22 protein-coding genes are annotated in these 20744 nt (G+C 71.5%); 15 read left to right on the top strand and 7 right to left on the bottom strand.

What is annotated here, in order from left to right:
- The first annotated feature begins 14 nt into the window (after positions 1-14).
- The 9 genes from ABZ880_RS03015 (at position 15) to ABZ880_RS02975 (ending at position 8874) form a co-directional block, all read left to right on the top strand.
- A complete protein-coding gene (locus tag ABZ880_RS03015; protein WP_361255783.1) occupies positions 15-1010 on the top strand; it encodes an MBL fold metallo-hydrolase in 996 nt (331 codons plus the stop codon).
- A 162-nt stretch (positions 1011-1172) separates the two neighbouring features.
- Positions 1173-2072 carry an SCO3242 family prenyltransferase gene (locus ABZ880_RS03010; RefSeq protein WP_361255780.1) on the top strand — a complete coding sequence of 300 codons (900 nt, stop codon included), beginning with the start codon at positions 1173-1175 and terminating at the stop codon, positions 2070-2072.
- Positions 2069-2929, top strand: a complete 861-nt coding sequence (locus ABZ880_RS03005; protein WP_361255777.1) for a sugar phosphate isomerase/epimerase family protein — start codon at positions 2069-2071, stop codon at positions 2927-2929. The genes ABZ880_RS03010 and ABZ880_RS03005 overlap by 4 nt, the downstream gene beginning before the upstream one ends.
- A gap of 83 nt (positions 2930-3012) precedes the next feature.
- Positions 3013-3744: an EboA domain-containing protein gene (locus ABZ880_RS03000; protein WP_361255774.1), complete on the top strand. Its 732-nt coding sequence runs from the start codon at positions 3013-3015 to the stop codon at positions 3742-3744.
- A complete protein-coding gene (locus tag ABZ880_RS02995; protein ID WP_361255888.1) occupies positions 3744-4598 on the top strand; it encodes a TatD family hydrolase in 855 nt (284 codons plus the stop codon). Before ABZ880_RS03000 ends, ABZ880_RS02995 begins: the two co-directional genes overlap by 1 nt.
- Positions 4599-4605: 7 nt before the next feature.
- The gene (gene eboE, locus ABZ880_RS02990) at positions 4606-5790 is read left to right on the top strand and encodes a metabolite traffic protein EboE (RefSeq protein WP_361255771.1); all 1185 of its coding nucleotides are present in this window, start codon (positions 4606-4608) and stop codon (positions 5788-5790) included.
- Positions 5787-7163, top strand: coding sequence for a nucleotide pyrophosphatase/phosphodiesterase family protein (locus ABZ880_RS02985; protein WP_361255769.1), 1377 nt, complete (start codon positions 5787-5789; stop codon positions 7161-7163). Before eboE ends, ABZ880_RS02985 begins: the two co-directional genes overlap by 4 nt.
- Before the next feature lie 39 nt (positions 7164-7202).
- Positions 7203-8399: a cytochrome P450 gene (locus ABZ880_RS02980; protein ID WP_361255766.1), complete on the top strand. Its 1197-nt coding sequence runs from the start codon at positions 7203-7205 to the stop codon at positions 8397-8399.
- Between the two features lie 316 nt (positions 8400-8715).
- Complete coding sequence (locus tag ABZ880_RS02975) at positions 8716-8874, top strand: hypothetical protein (protein ID WP_361255763.1); 159 nt, start codon at positions 8716-8718, stop codon at positions 8872-8874.
- Positions 8875-8934: 60 nt separating this feature from the next.
- Here ABZ880_RS02975 and ABZ880_RS02970 read toward each other — a convergent pair whose 3' ends face one another.
- Both ABZ880_RS02970 and ABZ880_RS02965 read right to left on the bottom strand, forming a co-directional pair.
- Complete coding sequence (locus tag ABZ880_RS02970; RefSeq protein ID WP_361255760.1) at positions 8935-9210, bottom strand: cupin domain-containing protein; 276 nt, start codon at positions 9208-9210, stop codon at positions 8935-8937.
- Between the two features lie 191 nt (positions 9211-9401).
- Positions 9402-10364: a hypothetical protein gene (locus ABZ880_RS02965; protein ID WP_361255757.1), complete on the bottom strand. Its 963-nt coding sequence runs from the start codon at positions 10362-10364 to the stop codon at positions 9402-9404.
- A 147-nt stretch (positions 10365-10511) separates the two neighbouring features.
- On the opposite strand from ABZ880_RS02965, the gene ABZ880_RS02960 reads away from it, so the two are divergent.
- Both ABZ880_RS02960 and ABZ880_RS02955 read left to right on the top strand, forming a co-directional pair.
- Positions 10512-11270: an IclR family transcriptional regulator C-terminal domain-containing protein gene (locus tag ABZ880_RS02960; RefSeq protein ID WP_361255755.1), complete on the top strand. Its 759-nt coding sequence runs from the start codon at positions 10512-10514 to the stop codon at positions 11268-11270.
- 297 nt (positions 11271-11567) lie between these two features.
- Positions 11568-12590, top strand: a complete 1023-nt coding sequence (locus ABZ880_RS02955; RefSeq protein WP_361255885.1) for a PP2C family protein-serine/threonine phosphatase — start codon at positions 11568-11570, stop codon at positions 12588-12590.
- A 31-nt stretch (positions 12591-12621) separates the two neighbouring features.
- On the opposite strand, the gene ABZ880_RS02950 is transcribed toward ABZ880_RS02955, so the two are convergent.
- The gene (locus tag ABZ880_RS02950) at positions 12622-13716 is read right to left on the bottom strand and encodes a Gfo/Idh/MocA family oxidoreductase (RefSeq protein ID WP_361255752.1); all 1095 of its coding nucleotides are present in this window, start codon (positions 13714-13716) and stop codon (positions 12622-12624) included.
- Positions 13686-14396, bottom strand: coding sequence for a ThuA domain-containing protein (locus ABZ880_RS02945; protein WP_361255749.1), 711 nt, complete (start codon positions 14394-14396; stop codon positions 13686-13688). The genes ABZ880_RS02950 and ABZ880_RS02945 overlap by 31 nt, the downstream gene beginning before the upstream one ends.
- Positions 14397-14626: 230 nt before the next feature.
- Here ABZ880_RS02945 and ABZ880_RS02940 point away from each other — a divergent pair, with 230 nt between their 5' ends.
- Positions 14627-15535: an expansin EXLX1 family cellulose-binding protein gene (locus tag ABZ880_RS02940; protein WP_361255746.1), complete on the top strand. Its 909-nt coding sequence runs from the start codon at positions 14627-14629 to the stop codon at positions 15533-15535.
- Here ABZ880_RS02940 and ABZ880_RS02935 read toward each other — a convergent pair whose 3' ends face one another.
- Positions 15536-16390, bottom strand: coding sequence for a class I SAM-dependent methyltransferase (locus ABZ880_RS02935; RefSeq protein ID WP_361255743.1), 855 nt, complete (start codon positions 16388-16390; stop codon positions 15536-15538).
- Between the two features lie 85 nt (positions 16391-16475).
- Between ABZ880_RS02935 and ABZ880_RS02930 the strand changes: the two genes are divergently transcribed.
- The gene (locus tag ABZ880_RS02930; RefSeq protein WP_361255740.1) at positions 16476-16907 is read left to right on the top strand and encodes a helix-turn-helix domain-containing protein; all 432 of its coding nucleotides are present in this window, start codon (positions 16476-16478) and stop codon (positions 16905-16907) included.
- Between the two features lie 17 nt (positions 16908-16924).
- Here ABZ880_RS02930 and ABZ880_RS02925 read toward each other — a convergent pair whose 3' ends face one another.
- Together ABZ880_RS02925 and ABZ880_RS02920 are read right to left on the bottom strand one after the other, a co-directional pair.
- Complete coding sequence (locus ABZ880_RS02925) at positions 16925-17740, bottom strand: SAM-dependent methyltransferase (protein WP_361255737.1); 816 nt, start codon at positions 17738-17740, stop codon at positions 16925-16927.
- Between the two features lie 112 nt (positions 17741-17852).
- On the bottom strand, positions 17853-18311 hold the full coding sequence (locus tag ABZ880_RS02920) for a MarR family transcriptional regulator (protein WP_361255734.1): 459 nt from the start codon (positions 18309-18311) through the stop codon (positions 17853-17855).
- Positions 18312-18398: 87 nt separating this feature from the next.
- Between ABZ880_RS02920 and ABZ880_RS02915 the strand changes: the two genes are divergently transcribed.
- On the top strand, positions 18399-19859 hold the full coding sequence (locus tag ABZ880_RS02915; protein WP_361255731.1) for an MFS transporter: 1461 nt from the start codon (positions 18399-18401) through the stop codon (positions 19857-19859).
- 109 nt (positions 19860-19968) lie between these two features.
- Positions 19969-20727 carry a hypothetical protein gene (locus ABZ880_RS02910; protein WP_361255728.1) on the top strand — a complete coding sequence of 253 codons (759 nt, stop codon included), beginning with the start codon at positions 19969-19971 and terminating at the stop codon, positions 20725-20727.
- Positions 20728-20744 lie beyond the last annotated feature (17 nt).

The following is a 20744-nucleotide window of genomic DNA, read 5'->3' as shown; positions in this document are numbered from 1 at the left end:
CAAGGAGGTTGCCGATGGCCGGTGACGACGAGCGGCTGCCGTCCTGGGTGACCTGGCGGCGCAGACCGTTTCCCGACGCCAACCTGCTTCTGCTGCACGGCCGCGGGCCGGCCCTGGTCGACAGCGGGTTTGTCGGCCACGCGCAGGAGACGGCCGCCTGGGCCCGCGCCCGCGCCGGGACGAGGGTCGCGCTCGTCGTCAACACCCACTGGCACTCCGACCACGTCGGCGGCAACGCGCTCCTGCAGGCGGCCGGCGCCCGCATCGCGGCCGGCACCCCGGAGGCCCGGGCCATCGCGCGCCGCGACCCCGGATGCTGCCAGGCCGAATACCTCGACCAACCGGTCGCCCCCTACACCGTCGACGAACCCCTCGACGACGGCCAGATCCTCCAACTCGGCGACGCCGATTGGCAGATCGTGCGCACGCCCGGCCACACCCCCGGCCACCTGGCACTGTGGCAGCCGGAGCAGCGACTGCTGGCGGTCGGGGACGCCCTGTCCGACTACGACGTCGGCTGGGTCAACCTCGCCCTCGACGGCCCGGAAGCGGCCGGCACGGCCCTGGCCTCCCTGCACCGCCTGGCCGACCTCGCCCCCCGCGTCCTGCTGCCCGGGCACGGTCCGATCCCAGCCGATCCGGGCGCCGCGTTCGCCACCGCACTGCGCCGCGCCCAGCGCCTCGTCGACGACCCGTCCGGCGCCGTCTGGTACGGCGCCCGCCGCATCTTCGCCTACGCCCTGATGATCCGCGACGGCATCCCCACCACCGAGGCCGAGCCCTACCTCCACGCCCGGGCCTGGCTGACGGACGCCGCCCGCCTCCTGGGCCGAACCCCCGAAACCTTCGCCACCGAACTGATCGACGCGATGCTGCGCACCGGCGCCATCGCCCAGCGCTACGGCCGCCTGCACGCGGCCGCCGAGCACGCACCGGTAGCGGCTGAGGCCCTGAGGGTGCCGTTTCCGCGCAACTGGTCTTCGGGCTCGCCATGCGCCACGAGGCCGTAGATCGCTGCGTGAGCGAGGAGTTGAAGGACCACGCGGGTGAAGCGGGGGTGGCGGTGCGTACACGCAGCGGTCTTGTTCGACTGGTCGCACGCACAGCTTCTTCACACAAATGAAGGCCAGAAGATGTCTCAAGATTCAAGCAGTTGGACGTAGGGTCCGATCATGCACGGCCCGAACGACTTCAGTTCTTCCCCCCGCCTCGCCGATCTGGCGAACCTGCTCCGCCTGCCCGCAGCCCTCAGCGTCCCCGGCGACGTCCTCGCCGGAGCCGTCGCGAGCGCCGGCACGCCACGGCCCCGCATCCTCGCCACAATGGCCTCGTCGGTCGCCCTCTACTGGGCGGGCATGGCACTCAACGACTACGGGGACGCGACCGTGGACGCGGTGGAGCGGCCCGAACGACCCATACCCTCCGGGCGAGTTGCCCGCCGCACCGCACTGGCCACCGCCTGCGGACTCACCGCCGCGGGTCTCGGCCTCTCCGCCCTGGCAGGCGGGCGCCGGGCACTGGGCGTGGCGCTTCCGCTGACCGGACTGGTCTGGGCGTACGACCTCCGACTGAAATCCACCCCCGCCGGTCCCGCCGCCATGGCGGGCGCACGCGCGCTGAACGTACTGGCCGGAGCGGAGCCCGGACGCAGGGCCCCCGCACTGCCGGCCGCCCTGCTGACCGGCGCGCACACCTACACCGTCACAGCACTCAGCCGCCACGAGATCTCCGGGGCACCCCGCACACTGCCCGCCGCCACGCTCGCAGGCAGCACCGCAACCGCCCTGGCCGCAGCGGCACTTCCGGGCCTACGACGCCGCAGCAGAACGGCCCGGATCGGCGCGGCGGCCGGCGCGCTCGGCTATCTCGCCTCCTACGGCACGGCCCAGGCACGCGCGGCCCGGGAGCCGTCCGCGGCGAACGTCCGCACCGCCGTCGGCACCGGCATCCTGTCGCTGATGCCCCTGCAGGCGGCGCTCACCGCGGGCGGCGGAGCGGCCGGCCTGGCCGGAGCCCTGGCCGTGGCGCACCCGCTGGCGCGCAGACTCGCCCGAAAAGTGTCGCCCACATGACCCCGATACCCCCGCCCACAGGCCGACTTCGCTACGGCTTCGGCACCAACGGCTTCGCCCACCACCGACTCGACGACGTGCTGTCCGTGCTCGCCGACCTCGGCTACGACTCGGTCGGCCTCACCCTCGACCACGGCCACCTCGACCCCTTCGCCGCCGACCTGCCTCGCCAAGTCGCCCACCTGGCACGGCGGTTGGAGCGGCTCGGCCTTGCAGTCATGGTGGAGACCGGGGCGCCGTATCTGTTGGACCCGTGGCACAAGCACCTGCCCACCCTGATGTCCGCCCCAGGCGCCGAGCGGCGCGTCGACCTGCTGGCACGCGCCGTGCGCATCGCGGCCGACCTGGGCGCCCCGGCCGTCCACCTGTGCAGCGGCCCGGCGCCCGAGGGCGTGCCCGAGGAGGAGGCGTGGAAGCGATTGGCCGCGGGCTGCGAAGAGGTCCTCGCCGTCGCCCAACAGCACAGTGTGGCCCTGGGATTCGAGCCGGAACCGTACATGTTCGTCGACACCGTGCAACGAGTGCTGGAGCTGCGCCACCGGCTCGGCGACCCCGATCTGTTCGGCATCACACTCGACATCGGCCACGCCCACTGCGTCGATGACCTGCCCCTGCTCGACTGCATCGCCCTGACGGCACCGCACCTGGTGAACGTGCAGATCGAGGACATGCGGCGCGGTGTGCACGAACACCTCGAACTCGGCATGGGCGAGATCGACTTCCCGCCCGTCCTGGCCGCGCTGAAGGCCTCCGGCTATCAGGGGCCCGTGTCGGTGGAGATCCAGGGTGCGTCCCTGAACGCCCCCGAAGTCGCCCACCGCTCCCTGGAGTTCCTCAAGACCGCCGAGCCGTTCTGAGCCCTCGGCCCTTCACCGCACCGTCACCTTCCCTCTTCCGTACGGCTGTTGTCGTACTCCCATCCCAACAGGAGGCATGTGCCGTGGATCCGCACATCTCCACCGCCCTCGACCGACACCTCACCGCCGACGCACAGCGCTGGCTGACGGACGCCGTCACCCGCGTCGAACAGGACCCGGCAGCCGTGCGCGCCCACTTTCCCGCCGTCGGCCGACGCTGCGGGCGCGAACCGCTCGCCGACGGCTGGACGGTGGCGGACGCCGCCCGCGCCCGGCTGCTGACCGCTCTGCCGCTGCGCGGAGCCGCACTCGCCGAGGAGGTCACCGCCCTCCACCGGTACGGCGACGCCGGCGAACAGCGGGCAGTGCTGCGCTCGTTGGCCCTGCTGGACGACGCCGACACCTCCTTCGGCGACCTCGGACTACCGCTGGTACGCGCCGCGCTGCGGGGCAACGACACCGACCTGATCGAGGCGGCCCTCGGCCCGTACGCCGCACGCCACCTGGACTACGACGGCTACCGGCACGCCGTACTGAAGTGCGTCTTCAGCGGCATCCCGCTGGACCGGGTCGCGGGCCTCGAGGAGCGCGCTGACCGCGAACTCGCCCGCATGCTGGCCGACTTCGCCCATGAGCGGGTCGCCGCCGGACGTGACGTACCCGCCGACGTCTGGCCCGTCGTGCGCGCCCACCCCGGCACGCTGGAAGCCTCCGGGCTGCCCGCCGAAGCCCACTCACCCGTGCCCGACCGCCGCGCCGCGGCCGTCCGGGCCCTCGCCGTCTTCATCTCCACCGCGCCCGCAGGAGCCGCATGATGCGCATCTTCGACCCCCACATCCACATGACCTCCCGCACCACCGACGACTACGAGGCGATGTACGCGGCCGGCGTCCGGGCCGTGGTGGAGCCGTCGTTCTGGCTCGGGCAGCCGCGTACCTCGGTGGACAGCTTCACCGACTACTTCGACGCGCTGCTCGGCTGGGAGCCCCACCGCGCCGCCCAGTTCGGCATCCAGCACCGCTGCACCATCGCCCTCAACCCCAAGGAGGCCAACGACCCTCGCTGCACAGGAGTGTTGGACGTGCTGCCGCGCTACCTCGACAAGGACCGGGTGGTGGCCGTCGGTGAGATCGGCTACGACTCCATGACCCCGGAGGAGGACGAGGCGCTGGCCCGCCAGCTCGAACTCGCCGTCGAGCACGAGCTGCCGGTGCTGGTCCACACCCCGCACCGCGACAAGGCCGTCGGCACCCGCCGCACCCTCGACGTGGTCCGCGAGTCCGGCATCCCGCCCGAGCGCGTCCTCGTCGACCACCTCACCGAACTCACCGTCGCCATGGTCGCCGACAGCGGCTGCTGGATGGGCTTCTCCATCTACCCCGACACCAAGATGAGCGAGGACCGCATGGTGCGCATCCTCCAGGAGCACGGCACCGAGCGGAAACTCGTCAACTCGGCCGCCGACTGGGGCCGTAGCGACCCCCTGAAGACGCGAAAGACCGCGGACGCCATGCTCGCCGCCGGCTTCGACGACGACACCGTCGACCAGGTCATGTGGCGCAACCCGGTGGACTTCTACGGCCAGAGCGGCCGGCTCGACCTCGAGGACATCAAGCCGGACGACACCGCGCTCTACGAGGGCAATTCCATCAAACGCGGCGGAGAGTGAACCCGTCGTGCGCTTCCGACACCCCGACGGTACGACCGTCCACCTCGCCTACTGCAGCAACGTGCACCAGGCCGAGAACCTCGACGGAGTGGTCGACCAACTCGCCGCCTACGCCGAGCCCGTACGCGAATCCCTCGGCGCCGACCTGCTCGGCATCGGCCTGTGGCTGGCCCGCGACGTGGTCACCGAACTCTCCGCCCGACCCGACGCCGTCCACCGCCTGCGCACCGAGCTGACCGCACGCGGCCTGGAGACCGTCACCCTCAACGCCTTCCCCTACGGCGGATTCCACCGCGAGGTGGTCAAGAAGGACGTCTACCTGCCCGACTGGACCGACCCCGCCCGCCTGCGCTACACGCTCGACTGCGCCCGCGTGCTGGCGGGACTGCTGCCGGACGACGCACGGCACGGCAGCGTCTCCACCCTGCCACTGGCCTGGCGCACCCCGTGGCACACCGCCCAACATGACGTCGCCCGCCGGGCCCTGGAGCAACTCGCCGTAGAACTTGGCGAGTTGGAGCGCGAGACAGACCGTACGATCCGAGTCGGATTCGAACCCGAACCCGGATGCGTGGTCGAGAACACCGTCCAGGCGGTCCGGGAACTCGGGGGAGTGGACCCCGAGCGGCTCGGGATCTGCCTGGACACCTGCCATCTCGCCGTGCAGTTCGAGGAACCGGCCACGGCACTGCGCCGCCTCGCCGACGCAGGGCTTCCGGTCGTCAAGATGCAGGCCTCCAGCGCACTCCAGGCCGACGACCCCGCCGAGCCGGAGGCGCGCCGCGCGCTCGCCCGGTTCGCCGAACCCCGCTTCCTGCACCAGACCAGGACGGCCCCGGGCGGCACGGTCACCGGCGTGGACGACCTCCCGGACGCCCTGGCCGGAGGCCTGGACGCCGGCTCCCCCTGGCGGGTGCACTTCCACGCACCGCTGCACGCCGAGCCCGAACCGCCCCTGCGCACCACCGCACCCGAACTGACCACCGCACTGGGCGAGTTGCTCGGCGGCCCGCAGGCACTCTGCGACCACATCGAGGTCGAGACCTACACCTGGTCCGTCCTACCCGAACACCTGCGACCACGCGACCGCGAGGGCCTCGTCGCGGGCCTGGCCGCCGAACTGGCCTGGACCCGGGACCGGTTCGAGGAACTCGGCCTCAAGCCCCATTCACGAACGGAACCCGTCTCATGACAAGACTGGTCGTCCTCGACATTGTCGGCCTCACTCCCCGCATGCTGCGCCACATGCCCGCCGTCTCGGCGGTCACCGAACAGGGCTTCCAGGCCCGCCTGAACACCGTGCTGCCCGCCGTGACCTGCTCCGTGCAGTCCACCCTCCTGACCGGTGCACCGCCCTCCGAGCACGGCATCGTAGGAAACGGCTGGTACTTCCGCGACCTGGGCGAGGTCCTCCTGTGGCGCCAGCACAACGCCCTGGTCGGCGGCGAGAAGATGTGGCACACCGCGCGCAGGAGCAGGCCCGGCTTCAAGGTCGCCAACGTCTGCTGGTGGTACGCCATGGGCGCCGACGTCGACCTGACCGTCACCCCGCGCCCGATCTACTACTCCGACGGCCGCAAGGAACCCGACTGCTACACCTGGCCGCCGTCCCTGCACGACGAACTCACCGACCGGCTCGGCCCGTTCCCCCTGTTCACCTACTGGGGCCCCAACGCGGGCATGCCCTCGAGCCAGTGGATCCTCGCGGCCGCCCGCCAGATCTTCGACGAGCACCAGCCCGACCTGACCCTGGTCTACGTGCCGCACCTCGACTACGAGCCCCAGCGCTCCGGCCCGGACTCCGCGCAGTCGGCGCGCGAGGCACGCCGGCTCGACGACGCCCTGCGCCCCCTCCTCGATCACTTCCGGCGCGAGGACGCCACGGTCGTGATCCTCAGCGAGTACGGCATCGCACCCGCCTCCCGCCCGGTCGACATCAACCGCGCCCTGCGCCGCGCCGGACTGCTCGAGGTCCACACACAGGACGGCATGGAGTACCTCGACCCGTGGACCTCCCGCGCCTTCGCCGTCGCCGACCACCAGATCGCCCACGTCTACGTCCGCGACCCCGCCGACACGGACGCCGTCGCCAAGATCGTCGCCGAACTCCCGGGCGTGGACAAGGTGTTGGACGCCGAGGGCAAGGCGGCCCACGGGCTGGACCATGAACGCTCCGGAGAGCTGGTCGCCGTGGCCGACTCCGACGCCTGGTTCACGTACTACTACTGGCTGGACGACGACCGCGCCCCCGACTTCGCCCGCCAGGTCGAGATCCACCGCAAGCCCGGCTACGACCCCGCCGAGCTCCTCTACGACCCCACCGTGCCCGGCGTGAAGGGACGCGCCGCCGCCCAGGTCGCCCGCAAGAAGCTCGGCCTGCGCTACCGCATCCAGACCGTCCCGCTGGACCCCTCCGGCGTCCGTGGCAGCCACGGCCGGCTGCCGAGCGACCCGCAGGACAGCCCCGTACTGCTCTGCTCGCGCCCCGGCCCCGCACGCGACGAGATCGACGCGACCGACGTCAAGGACCTCCTCCTCGACCTGGCCGGCATCACCGCCCCCTGACCGTCCGAACCCGTAACTCGCACTACTGGAGCCCCCCACATGCACGCCACCGACCCCTCGCCTCCGCCCCTGCCCAGCCACCGCCCCCTCCTCGATCCGGCCGCCGAGTACGGGCGTTGGACCACGGAGCGGCCCCTCGCCAGGATCAGCCTGTGGGGTGACACCCATCCCTGGCTCGTCACAAGGCACGAGGACGCGCGCGCCGTCCTCAGCGACCCGCGGTTCAGCTCCGAGAACGTCCGGCCGGGCTTCCCCGGCCTGCAGCCGACCCCGCCGCCGCGCACGCCCGGTCAGCTGTTCGCCATGGATCCGCCCGGCCACACCCGGCTGCGCCGCATGCTCATCCCCGAGTTCACCTTCCGCCGGGTCGAGCAGCTGCGGCCGGCCATCCGGAACATCACCGGCGAGCTCCTCGACGGCCTGGTCAAGCAGCAGCAACCCGCCGATCTCGTCGCGCACCTCACCCTGCCGCTGCCCCTCCTGGTCATCTGCGAACTACTCGGAGTGCCGTACACGGACCGGGACTTCATCCACCGGCAGGCCGCCGCCTTCGCCACCGTCACGGCCGGACCGGAGGCGATGCGGGCCGGCTGGGCGGCGCTCTTCGGCTATCTGCAGGAGCTGCTGGCGGCCAAGTCGCGTGAGCCCGGCGACGACTTGATGAGCAAGCTCGCCACGGAACGGGTCGCCTCCGGCGAGGCCACCCCGGCGGAGGCGGCCGGGCTGCTCGTCCAACTCCTCATCGCCGGGCACGAGACGACCGCGAGCATGCTCTCCCTCGGCGTCGTCGCACTGCTGCGCCACCCCGACCAACTGGCCGCGCTGCGCGCCGACGAGGACCTCGTGCCGGGCGCGGTCGAGGAACTCCTGCGCTACCTGACCGTCGTCCACATCGGCCTGCGCCGCATCGCCACCGAGGACGTCGAAATCGGCGCAGTCACCATCCGGGCCGGCGAGGGCGTGGTGGTCGCCCTGCAGGCGGCCAACCGGGATCCGGCGGTCTTCGCCGACCCGGACACGCTCGACCTCACCCGGGACGCCGGACAGCACCTCGCCTTCGGACACGGCCTGCACCACTGCCTCGGCCAGTCCCTCGCCCGGGCCGAACTCCAGGTCGCGCTGCCCATGCTCTTCCACCGGCTGCCCGGCCTGCGGCTGACCGACCCGGCCGTGGAGCAGTACGCGTTCGAGGGGCGCGCGATACACGGGGTGCGGGAGTTGCCCGTGGCCTGGTGAACAATTCGCCAATTACCTGTGTACGAAGGTCATTTGACCGTGACTTGGGCCTTCGTCGTGGGGTAATGTGTTGGCAAAGAGGTCGAGGTAGGTTCGGGAGGTGTGACGATGCAGCGGCGGCGGATTCCCCATGAACCCGGGTACCGGTCGGCATGGTCGCTCCCGGATCCCGACCGGTCGCGCTTCTGACGCGCACATCCGGAAAGCCTGACCCACCCGTTCTTTCGCATGCGCGGCTGCGCGCAACCCGCCCTGACGGCGGACGCGCAACCCATTCACCTGCACGCTCTCGGCAAGGTACAGCTCAAAGGAGGCAATGGTGTTCGATCTCCGGACAGAGGCAGAGATGAGGCTGCACTCGGAAAAGACGGCCAGGCAACTCGCCCTGAAAAAGCTCCTCGAAGGGCAGCGCGAGGAGAACAGCCGGAACCACGGCGAAACGACGGACGCCACGGACGCGGAGTCCGCTGCGTGATCAAGGGGGCTTCCGGCCTCGACGACTCTTGACGGCCCGCCGTGTTCGGCGGGCCGTCCTCTACTTGAGCTCGACTTCGACAAAGCGGAATTCGTACCCGTTCACGTTGACCAGGTTGTGCGCGACACCGGCAGACCGTGCGTAGGAAACACCCGCATGCATCTCCACCTCGCGTTCCCCTGCCGAGTCCTCCACACGCACTGTTCCGGTGATCAGGGGAACCACCACGTAGTCGTGTGCATGAACGTGAGGGCCCGTCTCGGCGCCCGGGGCGAAGCACCACTCCGTGACCAGGACTCGATCCGAATCGATCTGAACAGTCGACTTCGCCTTCACGCGCGACAACCTCCGTCGGTTGGGGACGACCGGCACTCGATGAGGGAAGGCTAGGGCGCAGCCTGGAATGCGCTCACGCTCCATCGCGCACAAGAGCCGTCCGCCGGTCGTCCGAAGCGGAGCTTGCGAACCGGGCGTGGGGCAGGTGGCGTCGGTGGAGTCAACGGGCGTGGCGGGACGGCCGGGTTCGGTTACGGCAGGGCCTCGGCGAGGCGGTCGACGCCGTATCCGCTGATCAGTAGGCGTTCTTTGCGGTTCCCGGTGAGCAGTTGGCTCCATTGGACGAAGCCGCCGTCGCCGACCTCCAGCTGCCGGCCTCCGATGCTCGCGTGGATCTTGAAGCAGAGGCCGGTGTAGTAGCCGCGTCCCGTGGCCCGGTCGGGGTCCTCGCGCACCTCCACTCCCGACAGCCCGGCGAGCTCGTGGCGCATCCCCTCGAGGAGCGGAGCAGCCGCGTCGTCCAGGACGGTCAGTCTGATCTGTGTGTCCTGTATCCCGACGTCGGCCATGGCCCGGGCGGCGAAGCGAAGGTGGTCGGCCAGGTGCCGGTGTTCGAAGCGCCGGTTGCCGGTGTCCCGGCCGGCGGTCACCAGGCCGAACAGCTGGAAGTGGGCGAGCATCCCCGGAGCGTTGAAGTTCTGGGCGCGCGTCACGCGCTGGCCGGCCGCCAGCCTCACCGGCACGTCGGAGCGCGGATCGTCGGTCAGAGCCAGCGAGCGCCGGTGCGCTGCCTCCAGCGCCAGTGCGTTCGTGGGATCGGCGGCCACCTCGCTGCCCCGAACCGTCGCGATCACCTTGCGCGGATCGACGGTCGCCACCGCCGAATGCGCGGCCAGCGGCACGACGGGGGCGAGTACCAGGACCTCGAAGGCGTCGGGCAGCGCCGCCAGCAACGCGTCCTCGGTGCGGCGCAGTGCGGCGAAGTCGACCGGTGCCGGGGCCACGAAGCGGTCGCTGCGATAGCGCCGCATCACCTCGGCCGGCGAGAGCCGGTCCGCCCGGCGCCGGAACACCTCCAGCAGCAGCGTGGTCAGATCCGCGCCCGGCATCCCGTCGGCCAGCAGGTCCAACAGTTCCGGAGCGTCGGCGCGCGCCAGCACCCGACGCAGCGCCGGGGTGACCGGGATGTCTCCGGTGGCGTCGTCACGCGTCATGAACAGCGAGTATCACGCCTCGGGAACCGGCCGGGCCAGTGAGTTTCCGCCACCTCGACGGCGAGGACCGCGAAGTTGCGGTTCGCCGCTCACCTTGCCCGCGCCGCTCACCTTGCCCGCGCCGGGCGCCTGGCGCACGCTGGTCCCATGGGTGCGCAAGACGGCCCTACGTTGATCACGTCTGTCCAGCGGGCCTTCCGGCTGCTGGAGGCGGCGAGCGCGTACGAGAACGGCGCGCCGGCGAAGCAGCTGGCACGTGAGACGGGTCTGCCCCTGGCCACCGCCTACCACCTGCTGCGCACGCTGGTCCACGACGGATATCTGCGCAAGCTCGGCGACGGCCGATTCGTGCTGGGCGACAAGCTGGACACGCTGCAGAGCACGGGCCGCGGGCAGGCGCTGCTCAACCGGGTGCGGCCCACCCTCGCCGCGCTGCGCGACGAGCTCGCGACCGCCACGTACCTCACCTTCTACGAGGACGGCGAGATCCGCGTCGCCGAGATCGTCGACAGCCCGCGGGCGCCCCGCGTCGACCTGTGGGTGGGGTTCGAGGACGCGGGGCACGCCACCGCCCTGGGCAAGTCCGTGCTGCGCGAGCTGGACGAGGAGTCCCGCAAGGACTACCTCTCCCGCCACCATCTCGCCGACCTCACCCCGCGGACGATCACCAGCCGGCCGGAACTGCTGCGGCGCCTGGACTCCTCACCCGTCGCCCCGGCCGTCACGGACCTCGAGGAGTACTCGCTCGGCACGGTCTGCGTCGCCGTACCCGTCTACTGCGGGGACACGCTCGGGTCGCTCGGCGTCTCCCTGCCGGCCGACCGGCTCGCCCGGCTGCCGGAGATCCGGGCGCGGCTGCTGCCGACCGCGAGCCGGGTCACCCGGAGCCTGTCGCTCACTATCTGAAATCCCTCTCCTTGTGACACCCGCGCCCGACCACGTTTCCTGGATGAAACAGGCATTTCAGCAGTGGGCCCCCGGACCGATGTGCCCTACACAGGTAAGGACTGCAGACAGAACATGAGTCAGGCCCCAGACCACGATGGCGCCCACTGGCCGATACGGCCGTTCTGGAACCGAGTGGCCGGTACCCGGGCATCGCTCCGCAGGCGGGTCGTGGCACAGCTGGCAGCCGGGGCAGCCTGCCTGCCGGTGCTGATCGTCGCCGTCATCGTGCTCGCCGACGTCTTCGGCGGAGCCGGCATGATCTGGCTGCCCATGCTCGCGGCCGGGCCCGCCCTGGCCGCCACCACCAACGGGCCGCGCGGAGTCCTGTGCGTCGGCCTCCTCGCCGCCGTGCTCGGCGCCACGCTAGGCGCCCGGGACGGTGTGCCGGGCGGCGAACTGGCGGCCGTACTGTCCGCCCTCGTGGCCGTCACCCTGGCGAGCGGCCTGGCCAGCGCGCTGCGCAGCCGCCGGGAACGTGTGCTCGCGGCCGTCCGCTCGGTCGCCGAGACCGCCCAGCACGCGCTGCTCAAGCCGGTACCGGCGACGGTCGGCCCGTTCCAGGTGGCCGTCCGCTACAGCGCCGCCGCGGCCGAGGCCCGCATCGGCGGGGACCTGTACGCGCTGATACCCACCCCGTACGGCGTGCGGCTGATCGTCGGCGATGTGCGCGGCAAGGGTCTGCCCGCCGTCGGAACCGCCGCGCTGGTGCTGGGTGTCTTCCGCGAGGCCGCCTACGACGAGCCCGACCTCCTCGCCGTCGTCGACCGGATCGAGCGGAGCCTGGCGCGCAACCTCGGCTCCGACGACTTCGTCACCGCCGTGGTCGCCGGATACCCGCAGCCGGGGCAGCTGGAGGTGGTCAACTGCGGCCACGCACCGCCGCTACTGGTCCAAGCCGACGGGAGCGTCGCCGCGGTCGAGCCCACGCACCCGGCCCCGCCCCTCGGGCTGCGCACGCTCACCGACCACACCCCCGGCCTGCAGGTGCTGCCCTTCGCCGACGGAGATCAACTCCTGCTCTACACGGACGGGGTCACCGAGGCCCGTGACGGGGGCCGCGAGTTCTACCCGCTTCACGAGGGCCTGGCCCGGCACGTCTCCGACGACCCGGCCCATACCCTGAGCGCGCTCCACGATGAACTGCTGGCCCACGTGGGCGGCCGTCTCCACGACGACGCGGCGCTGCTCCTGATCCGCAAACCGGACGTTGTCGAAGCGGCCTGCGAGGGCCGGAGCGCTGGCAAGGGCGACCGGGACCTGGCCGCCGAGGCCGTGTGACTCCTGTTGCGGCTGATTCCGGTGCGGTCGTTCACCACTCCCCGGCGGCCGTCAGCGGAACGGACACCGGCGGTTCCGCCGACGTCGTCAGCTCGATCCGCCGACCCTCCGCAGACGACCGTAGAAGAGCGGTCATCGTCTCCAGCACGTGCAGTGCGAGAGCGCCGCTCGCGCGCGGCGCCCGCTCTCCGTCGGCCGCGATGAAGTCGAGCAGGCCCACGCCCCGCGCACCCGCGGCATAGCCCGCCGACGGCGGCAGCGTGCGCCACTGTGTGTCGCCGAGGGCGAAGAGCCGCACCTCGCCGTCGAAGCCGTTGGGATCCGGAACCGCGAGCGTGCCCGACTCGCCGTGGACCTCGATCGGCGCCGCCGTGGTGGCCACACCGTCGAAGCTCGTCGTGATCGTCGTAAGAGCCCCGCCCGCATGCTCCAGGACACCGGAGACATGACTGTCCACCTCGACCGGAATCCGCTCGCCCGCGCGCGGGCCGGAGCCGATGACGCGCTCGCCGCGCAGCCGGCCGGCAGCCCCGGTCACGGCCCGCACCGGACCCAGCAGGTGGACCAGGGACGCGAGGTAGTACGGCCCCATGTCCAGCAGCGGGCCGCCGCCGGCGGTGTAGTAGAAGTCGGGGTGGGGATGCCAGCGCTCGTGCCCCGGGGTGATCATCACGGCAGTGGCGAACAGGGGACGGCCGATCTCTCCCGTCTCCACGGCCGCCCGCGCCGTCTGGATCCCGGTGCCCAGGACGGTGTCCGGCGCGCACCCCACACCGACGCCCGCCTTCGCGGCGGCCTCCACCACGGCCTGGGCGTCGTCGAGGGTGGCGGCCAGCGGCTTCTCCCCGTAGACGTGCTTGCCGTGGCCGATGGCGCCGAGGGCGATCTCGGCGTGCGCCGCGGGGACGGTCAGGTTCAGCACGGTGTCCACGTCCGGGCTGCTCAGCAGCTCCTCGACGGTCAGTGCCGCGACGCCTGGCAGCTCGGCGGCGACGGCGGCCGACCGGGAGGCGTCCAGGTCGGCGACCGCGGTGATGCGTACGGCGGGATGGCCGACGAGCGTGTCCAGGTACGCGCGGGAGATGACCCCGAGACCTACGACGCCGATGCGGTGCGCGTCGCCCACAGCATGCCCCTCTCGATGACGGTGCGGACGTTCGGGTTCTCCAGCACGTCGAGGCTGTGCCCCGGTGTCGTCACCACGACGCGCCCGGCGCCCCATCGCCGGGTCCAGACCGCCGGCGAGGTGACCGGCCGGTCCCAGGGCTGCCACGGCCGGGCGGGATGGGTGGTGGTGGCCAGCACGTCGATCAGGTCGTCGTGCAGTACCCAGTACTGCTCGGTGTGCAGGTCGAAGTCCTCGATGCCGGCGGTGACGGGGTGCTCGCGGCCGAGCTCGGTGATGTTGACGGTGTACGGCAGGAAGTTGTCGGTCTCGTCCCCCTGCCGCTCGCACGGCTCCTTGCCCGGATGGGTCGCGAACTGGCCGCCCACCAGGTGGAGATAGTCGGAGGAGGCGCGGAACGAGTCGGCGATGCCGCCGTGCCACCCGGTGAACCCGGTGCCCGCCACGACCGCCGCGCTCAGCCCGGACAGCTGTTCGGTGGTGATCGACGACATCGTGACACATTGCACAACGAGGTCCGTGGCGGCCATCTCGGCGGCGTCGGCGTAGACGTCGGTCGACTCCTCGATCCGCACGGTGTATCCGTTGCCTTCGAGGAAGGGCAGGAACGACTCTGTTGCCCTGACCGGCTGATGTCCCTCCCAGCCGCCTCGGACCACCAGGGCCTTCTTGTGCGTCATCTCGTCCCTTCGGCGGGCGCCGGGCGCGGGAGACCGGCCCGTGGGCAGAGTCCTCAGCATGCGACAGTCGCCGCTGCTCGGGAAAGGGTTGCCGGAAATCCGAAAGTTTCGCGGCCGGGCGGTGAGGTGCGGCTGCCGCCCTCAAGTCGCGCTTGTCGCCGCGCTCCCGGGTCTGGCACGATCGCTGCCCGTCGCTCACGGCAACGGCCCACGGTCGTCAAGGAGGTCCGGTGCACAGACGCTGGCTGTTCATATCGGCGGCCGCGGCCCTCATCGTCGCCTCTCTGACCCTGGTCCTCCTGCCCGGCCACAAGTCCGACGCCGACCCCGCCGCGGCCACGCCCGCCGCCGGTGCCCGGGCGAACGTCCCGTCCGCGTCGGAGTCCCCGAGCGCGTCCGCCGGCGCAACCGCCGTGTCACCGAAGCCCTCGGCCAAAGCCACCTCGCGGAAGCCGTCCGCCCGCGCCACATCCGCGAAACCGTCGGCCAGGGACGCCGCTCAACCGGCGTCCGGCACCGCCCCGTTGGCGGGCCGCATCCGCCCCGGCGTGACCTACCGAGGAGTCGCCACCTTCTACGACTCCGACGGCACCGGCGCCTGCCTGTACGACGCGAGCAGCGACGTCCTGACCGGGGCGATGAACCACACCGACTACGAGACGGCCAAGGCGTGCGGGGCGTACGTACAGGTCCGCGCGGCCAACGGCGCCTCCATCACGGTCCGCATCACCAACGAATGCCCGGGGGACTGCGCCCCCGGCCAGATCGACCTCAGCGCCGAGGCCTTCGCCAAGCTCGCGGCCCCCTCGGCCGGCCGGATCCCGATCACATGGAAGCTGGCGAGCCCCAGCAGCGTCGGCACGCTCTCCGTCCGCTACAAGACGGGCTCCAGCCGCTATTGGTGCGGGCTGCAGGTGATCGGCCACCGCAACCCGTTGGCCCGGCTGGAGGTCCGCACCGGCAGCGGCTGGCGCCAACTGGCGCGCACCGACTACAACTACTTCCTCTCCGAGGACGGCAGCGGCTGCGGCGGAGCGATCAGAATCACCGACATCTACGGCGAACGACTCACCGTCGACGGGATCGCGATCCGGCCGAACGTGGCGCAGCCGACCCGGGTCCAGTTCGCCCGGCACTGACTACGGCGCGGTCGACGCCCGCGCATCGACCGTCCAACAGGCGGCCGTGAAGCGGACTTCCGTGCCGTGCACAAAGGGTTCGAACGCGGCCCGGACCGTCTCGACGACCCGCGCCCGGGTCCGCTCGTCCGTCCCGGGCAGGGCCAGGCCGACCGGACCGAGCCGGGTGAAGTACGGAATCAAGTCCCGCTCGGGAAAGGCGCATTCGACGTCGACCGGCCGGATGTCGATCCCGTCCCAGCCGCTGTCCGCCAGGAGGTCGCGAACCCTGTCCGGGTCCGCGAAGGCGAACTGCCCGGGCTCGTCCGGCCGGCGGACGGGCAGGTCGGGCAGCAGCGGTGCCGCGGCCCGTTCGGCCGTGGTCATGAACGGATTCTCGGCCGGGCTGCGCCAGACGATGAACCGAAGCACGGCCCCGTCCCGCACGGCCCGCCGCAGATTCGTGAAGGCCCGCACGAAGTCGCCGAAGAACATCACGCCGAAGCGCGAGATGAGAGCGTCGAAGCCGGCGGGCTCGAACGCGTGCTCCTGCGCGTCGTCGAGGATGAAGGACACCGGCGCCCCCTCCCGCTCGGCGCGCGCCCGGGCCGCGGCGATCACCGGTTCGGCGATGTCGACGCCGACGCAACGGGCCTCCGGACCGAGCTTGCGCGCAACGGCCAGCGTGGTGCCGCCGGTGCCGCAGCCGACATCGAGCACTCGGCCTCCGCGCAGCGGCGACACGGCCTCTACGAGCATCTCTTCGAAGGGCCGGAACATCTCCTCCAGCACCGCCTGCCCTGCGACCCAGGCGTGACCGGCGGGCCCGTTCCACCGGGCCGCCTGCTCGTCGTCCGTCCTGCGCGCGCCGTCCATGATCGCCTCCTCTGTTGCCCCTTGCTTGCCTTCTCAGGGGCCGGGATGACACCGTGCCACTTCAAGTCGACTTGAGGTAAAGAGCATGACAGACCTGGACATCGCCGAGGTGACGCGCCGTGCCGGGGTGCCCGCCTCGACACTGCGGTTCTACGAGGAGAAGGGGCTGATCGCCTCGGTCGGCAGACGGGGCCTGCGCCGCCAGTACGACCCCGGCGTACTGGACCGCCTGGCGCTGATCGCGCTGGGGCGCACCGCCGGGTTCTCGCTGGACGCGATCGCCCGCATGTTCGCGCCGGACGGGCAGCCGCGCATCGACCGTCGGGTGCTTGCGGACAAGGCGGACGAGCTGGACGGAAAGATCCGCGAACTCACCGTCCTGCGCGACTCGTTGCGCCACGCCGCGGCCTGCCCCGCCCCGAGCCACATGGAATGCCCGACCTTCCGCCGCCTCCTGAAGGCGGCGGCGTCCGGGCCCGTCGCAGGACCGAAGGGGCGCGCGCCGAGATCATCGTGAACCTCTTGCCGAGCGCGTCACGGCTTGCGGGCGAGGCCTCCGTGTTCGCCGATCGGTTCCGGGGCGGGCGAGGTGGTGTCCGGGCGCCAGAAGGGGACCGGGACGACTCCGGGGGCTATCAGGTCCAGGCCGTCGAAGTACGCCGTGATCTGGTCGACGGTGCGCAGGATGTACGGGACGGCGCCGCTCTCGTTGTAGGCGTCCTGGGCCCGTTCGAAGACCGGGTCGATGCCCCGTGAACCGTCGTTGATGGACAGATGGCTGCCGGACGGCAGGGCGTCCATCAGGCGGGTGACCAGGGAGCGCGCCTGGTCGTGGTCCGCGACGTGGCCCAGGATGTTGCTGAGGATGAGGGCCGTGGGGCGGGTGAGGTCCAGCGTCCCGGCGGCGGCCGCCAGGACGCGGTCCGGGTCCAGCGCGTCGGCGTCGACGTAGGCGGTGGCTCCCTCCGGGGTGGAGCGGAGCAGGGTGCGGGCGTGTGCCAGGACCATCGGGTCGTTGTCGACGTAGACGATCCGGCTCTCGGGTGCGATGCGCTGGGCGACCTCGTGGGTGTTGTCGGCGGTCGGCAGGCCGGTGCCGACGTCCAGGAACTGCCGGATGCCCGCCTCGGCGACCAGGTAGGTGATGTTGCGGCGCAGGAAGGCGCGGCTGCTGCGGGCGATGGTGACGATGCCGGGGAAGACGGCGGTGTACGCGTCGCCGGCCTCCTTGTCGACGGGGTAGTTGTCCTGCCCGCCCAGCCAGTAGTTCCAGATCCGGGCCGAGTGCGGCACCGATGTGTCGATGTTGTGCTGCGCCGCCGGTTCGGGCGTCGTCGCGGAGTCGGTCATGGCTACCGTCCCTCTTCGGCCGGGGCGTGGACTGTCCACGGCACAAGGTACGTCCCAACACCCATGATGCGTACGCCAGTTCGCGCAGCCGGTGGCTTCGAGTCGACCCGGCTCAGACGGTGCCCGTGATGTCGTGGAAGGCCGTGGCCAGTCGGCCCAGATCGACGCCCTCGAGCCGGTCGAACAGGTGGCGGCGGACGCTGGCGATGTGGGTGGGGTGGGCCTCGTCCAGGCGGGCGAGCCCGGCGTCGGTGAGGATCGCGTGGAACGAGCGGGCGTCCTCCGCGGACTGCTCGCGCGCTACCAGCCCCTCGGCCTCCAGCCGCCGAACCGTGCGGCCGAGGGCCGAAGGCGACTGCTGCACCAGCTCGGCCAGATCACTCAGGCGCATCGTGCGGTCCGTGGCCTCGGCCAGGAACATCAGCGTGATGTATTCCGTGTGGCTCAGCCCCTGAGCCCGGCGCAGGTCCTCGTCGAAGGACCGCATCAAGGCGGCCATCGCCGGCCGCAGTGCCCTGATCAGGGCCTTTTCCTCTTCGGAGAGCGGGGCGGTCTCGTCGCTGTCGGGCATGCGCCCAGCCTACTTCTTGCTTACTTGCGCACGCAACTTCTATAGTTGCTGGCGCACGCAAGTAATTGCCCATGCGAGAGGCTGGCCATGGCCACCACACACACGGGCGGCACCGCCGCCCGGCACCGCACCCATCACACCGCCCCGGACCTGCATGCGACCGGCGTCCTCATACTCCTGGCAGGCGCCTTCCTGCCGATCATGGACTTCTTCATCACCAACGTCGCCCTGCCCAGCATCGACACCTCCCTGCACGCCTCGCCGTCCTCGCTGCAGCTGGTGATCGCCGGTTACGGCGTCGCGTACGCGGCCCTGCTGGTCCTGGGCGGCCGGCTCGGGGACCGCTACGGCCGCCACCGGCTCTTCCTCGTCGCACTCGTCGGCTTCGTGCTGGCCTCGCTGGCCTGCGGACTCGCACCCGGCGTCGGGGTGTTGATCACGGCGCGGATCGTCCAAGGGGCCACCGCCGCGCTGCTCGTGCCGCAGGTGCTGGCGACCTTCCACCACGCCCTGGACGGCGAGCGCAAGGCACGCGCCCTCGCCCTGTACGGCGCGACCTCGGGCATCGCCGCCGTCGTGGGGCAGCTGGTCGGCGGCCTCCTGGTCGGCGCGGACATCGCCGGCACCTCCTGGCGGCCGATCTTCCTGGTCAACGTACCCATCGGACTGGTGGTCCTGCTGGTCGCGGCCCGCATCGTGCCGGCCACACGTTCCGAGCACCCCGTCGGCATCGACCTGCCCGGCACCGTCCTGTTCGCCGCGACGCTGGTCGCCCTGCTCGTGCCGCTGACCGAGGGGCACGCGCTGGGCTGGCCTTGGTGGGTCTGGCTGCTGCTCGCCGTCGCTGTGGTCCTGGGGGCCGCCACGTACGGCGTGGAGAAGCGTGCTGAGCGGCGCGGTGAGGTGCCGCTGCTGCCGCCGTCGCTGCTCCGGCTGCCGTCGATGTCACGCGGACTGGCCATGGTGCTGGCGTTCAGCATCGGCTTCGGCGCGTTCATGTTCGTCTTCGCCCTGACCGTCCAGAACGGGCTGCACGCCGACGCCCTCCACGGCGGCCTTGCGATCCTCCCGATGGCCCTGCTGTTCTTCGCGGGCTCGGTGCTCGCCCCGCGCCTGATCAGCCGCTTCGGACGCGCCGCGATGGCCGCGGGCGCGGTGGTCCAACTGGCCGGTCTGGCCTGGCTGGTCGCCGTACTCGTGACGAGCCGTCCGCAGGCCGGCCTGTGGGCCATGGCCGCACCGCTCGCGCTCGCCGGCGCCGGACAGTCGATGCTGTTCGCCGGCCTGTTCCGCAGCGTGCTGGCCGACGTCCCCGCCCACCTGGGCGGCATCGGCAGCGGCGTACTGATCACCCTGCAGCAGAGCGGCCTCGCCCTGGGCGTCGCCACTCTCGGCACCCTCTACCTCGCCCTCGCGCCGCACGGCATCCCGCACGCCTTCGCCGCCGTCGAGTACGCGCAGATGGGCATCGTCGCCGCACTCGCGATCGGCACTGCTGCGCTGCCGCGCTTCACTCGCGCCGCCGACGTTCCGGTGATCGAGGGCTGAGGTGCAAGGCGCGGGCAACACGGCGCCCCTTCACCCTCGTTGACCCCCGTTCACCTGTCACGTCGTACCCTCTACCGTCCAGTTCGCAGAGGCACGGCACGGGGGCACGATGGGCATCCGGGAGATGGAGGCACGGGCGCGTGAGGACCTTCAGGGGAAGCGGAACAGCGGCCCGAAGGGGTGGCTCGCGCGGCGTCTGCCGGTCTGGCTGCGGGTGCTCGTCGTGGTCGCGGCGGGTGCCGGGATCGTCGTAAGCGCACAGTGGACGGTCGAGGCGTACCGGGAGACCGTTGTCTACCGGCAGGCGGCCGACTGTCCCGCCGCAACCGGCAGTTGCATCGGCCGCGAAGAGACCCGCGTCGTGGACAAGACGGAGATCCAGGGCTGTTCCGGCACCGGCAGCAATCGGAGCTGCACGACCAAGTACAAGCTCCGCATCAACGGGGTACGGGGCACCGAGTGGCTGGAGGTCGGGAACGGGCCGTACGACGCCGCCGTCCGGGGCAGCCGGGCGGAGCTGCGGACTTGGCAGGGCGCCGTCGTGGGCATCACCGTCCGCGGCCACACCCAGACCTTCCCGCCGCCGTCCGAGGACTCGATGTGGACGCGGACCTCGGCCCTCTGGCTGCTGCTCGGTCTGGCCCTGTGGGCCGGGCTGAGCGGCCTGCTGGACGCCCTGGTGCAGGCCTGGAGCCTGGGCTGGGTCTTCCTGACGGTTCCTGTGGTGTTCCTCGTCGACGGCGCTCTGTTCGGTGCCGGCGCGGGCAAGTGGCTGGTCATGGTCGCGCTGGCGCTGGGCCTTGTCGGGGGCGTGATCGGTGCTCACCGACAGGAGCGCCGCAAGAAGCGCCGTTGGCAAGCGGCCTGAGATCAACGGCCGGGCCG

Origin of the sequence: Streptomyces sp. NPDC047043 (genome assembly GCF_040644055.1) — a bacterium.
Classification (GTDB): Bacteria; Actinomycetota; Actinomycetes; order Streptomycetales; family Streptomycetaceae; genus Streptomyces.
This window is presented reverse-complemented; position numbering and strand designations above follow the sequence as displayed.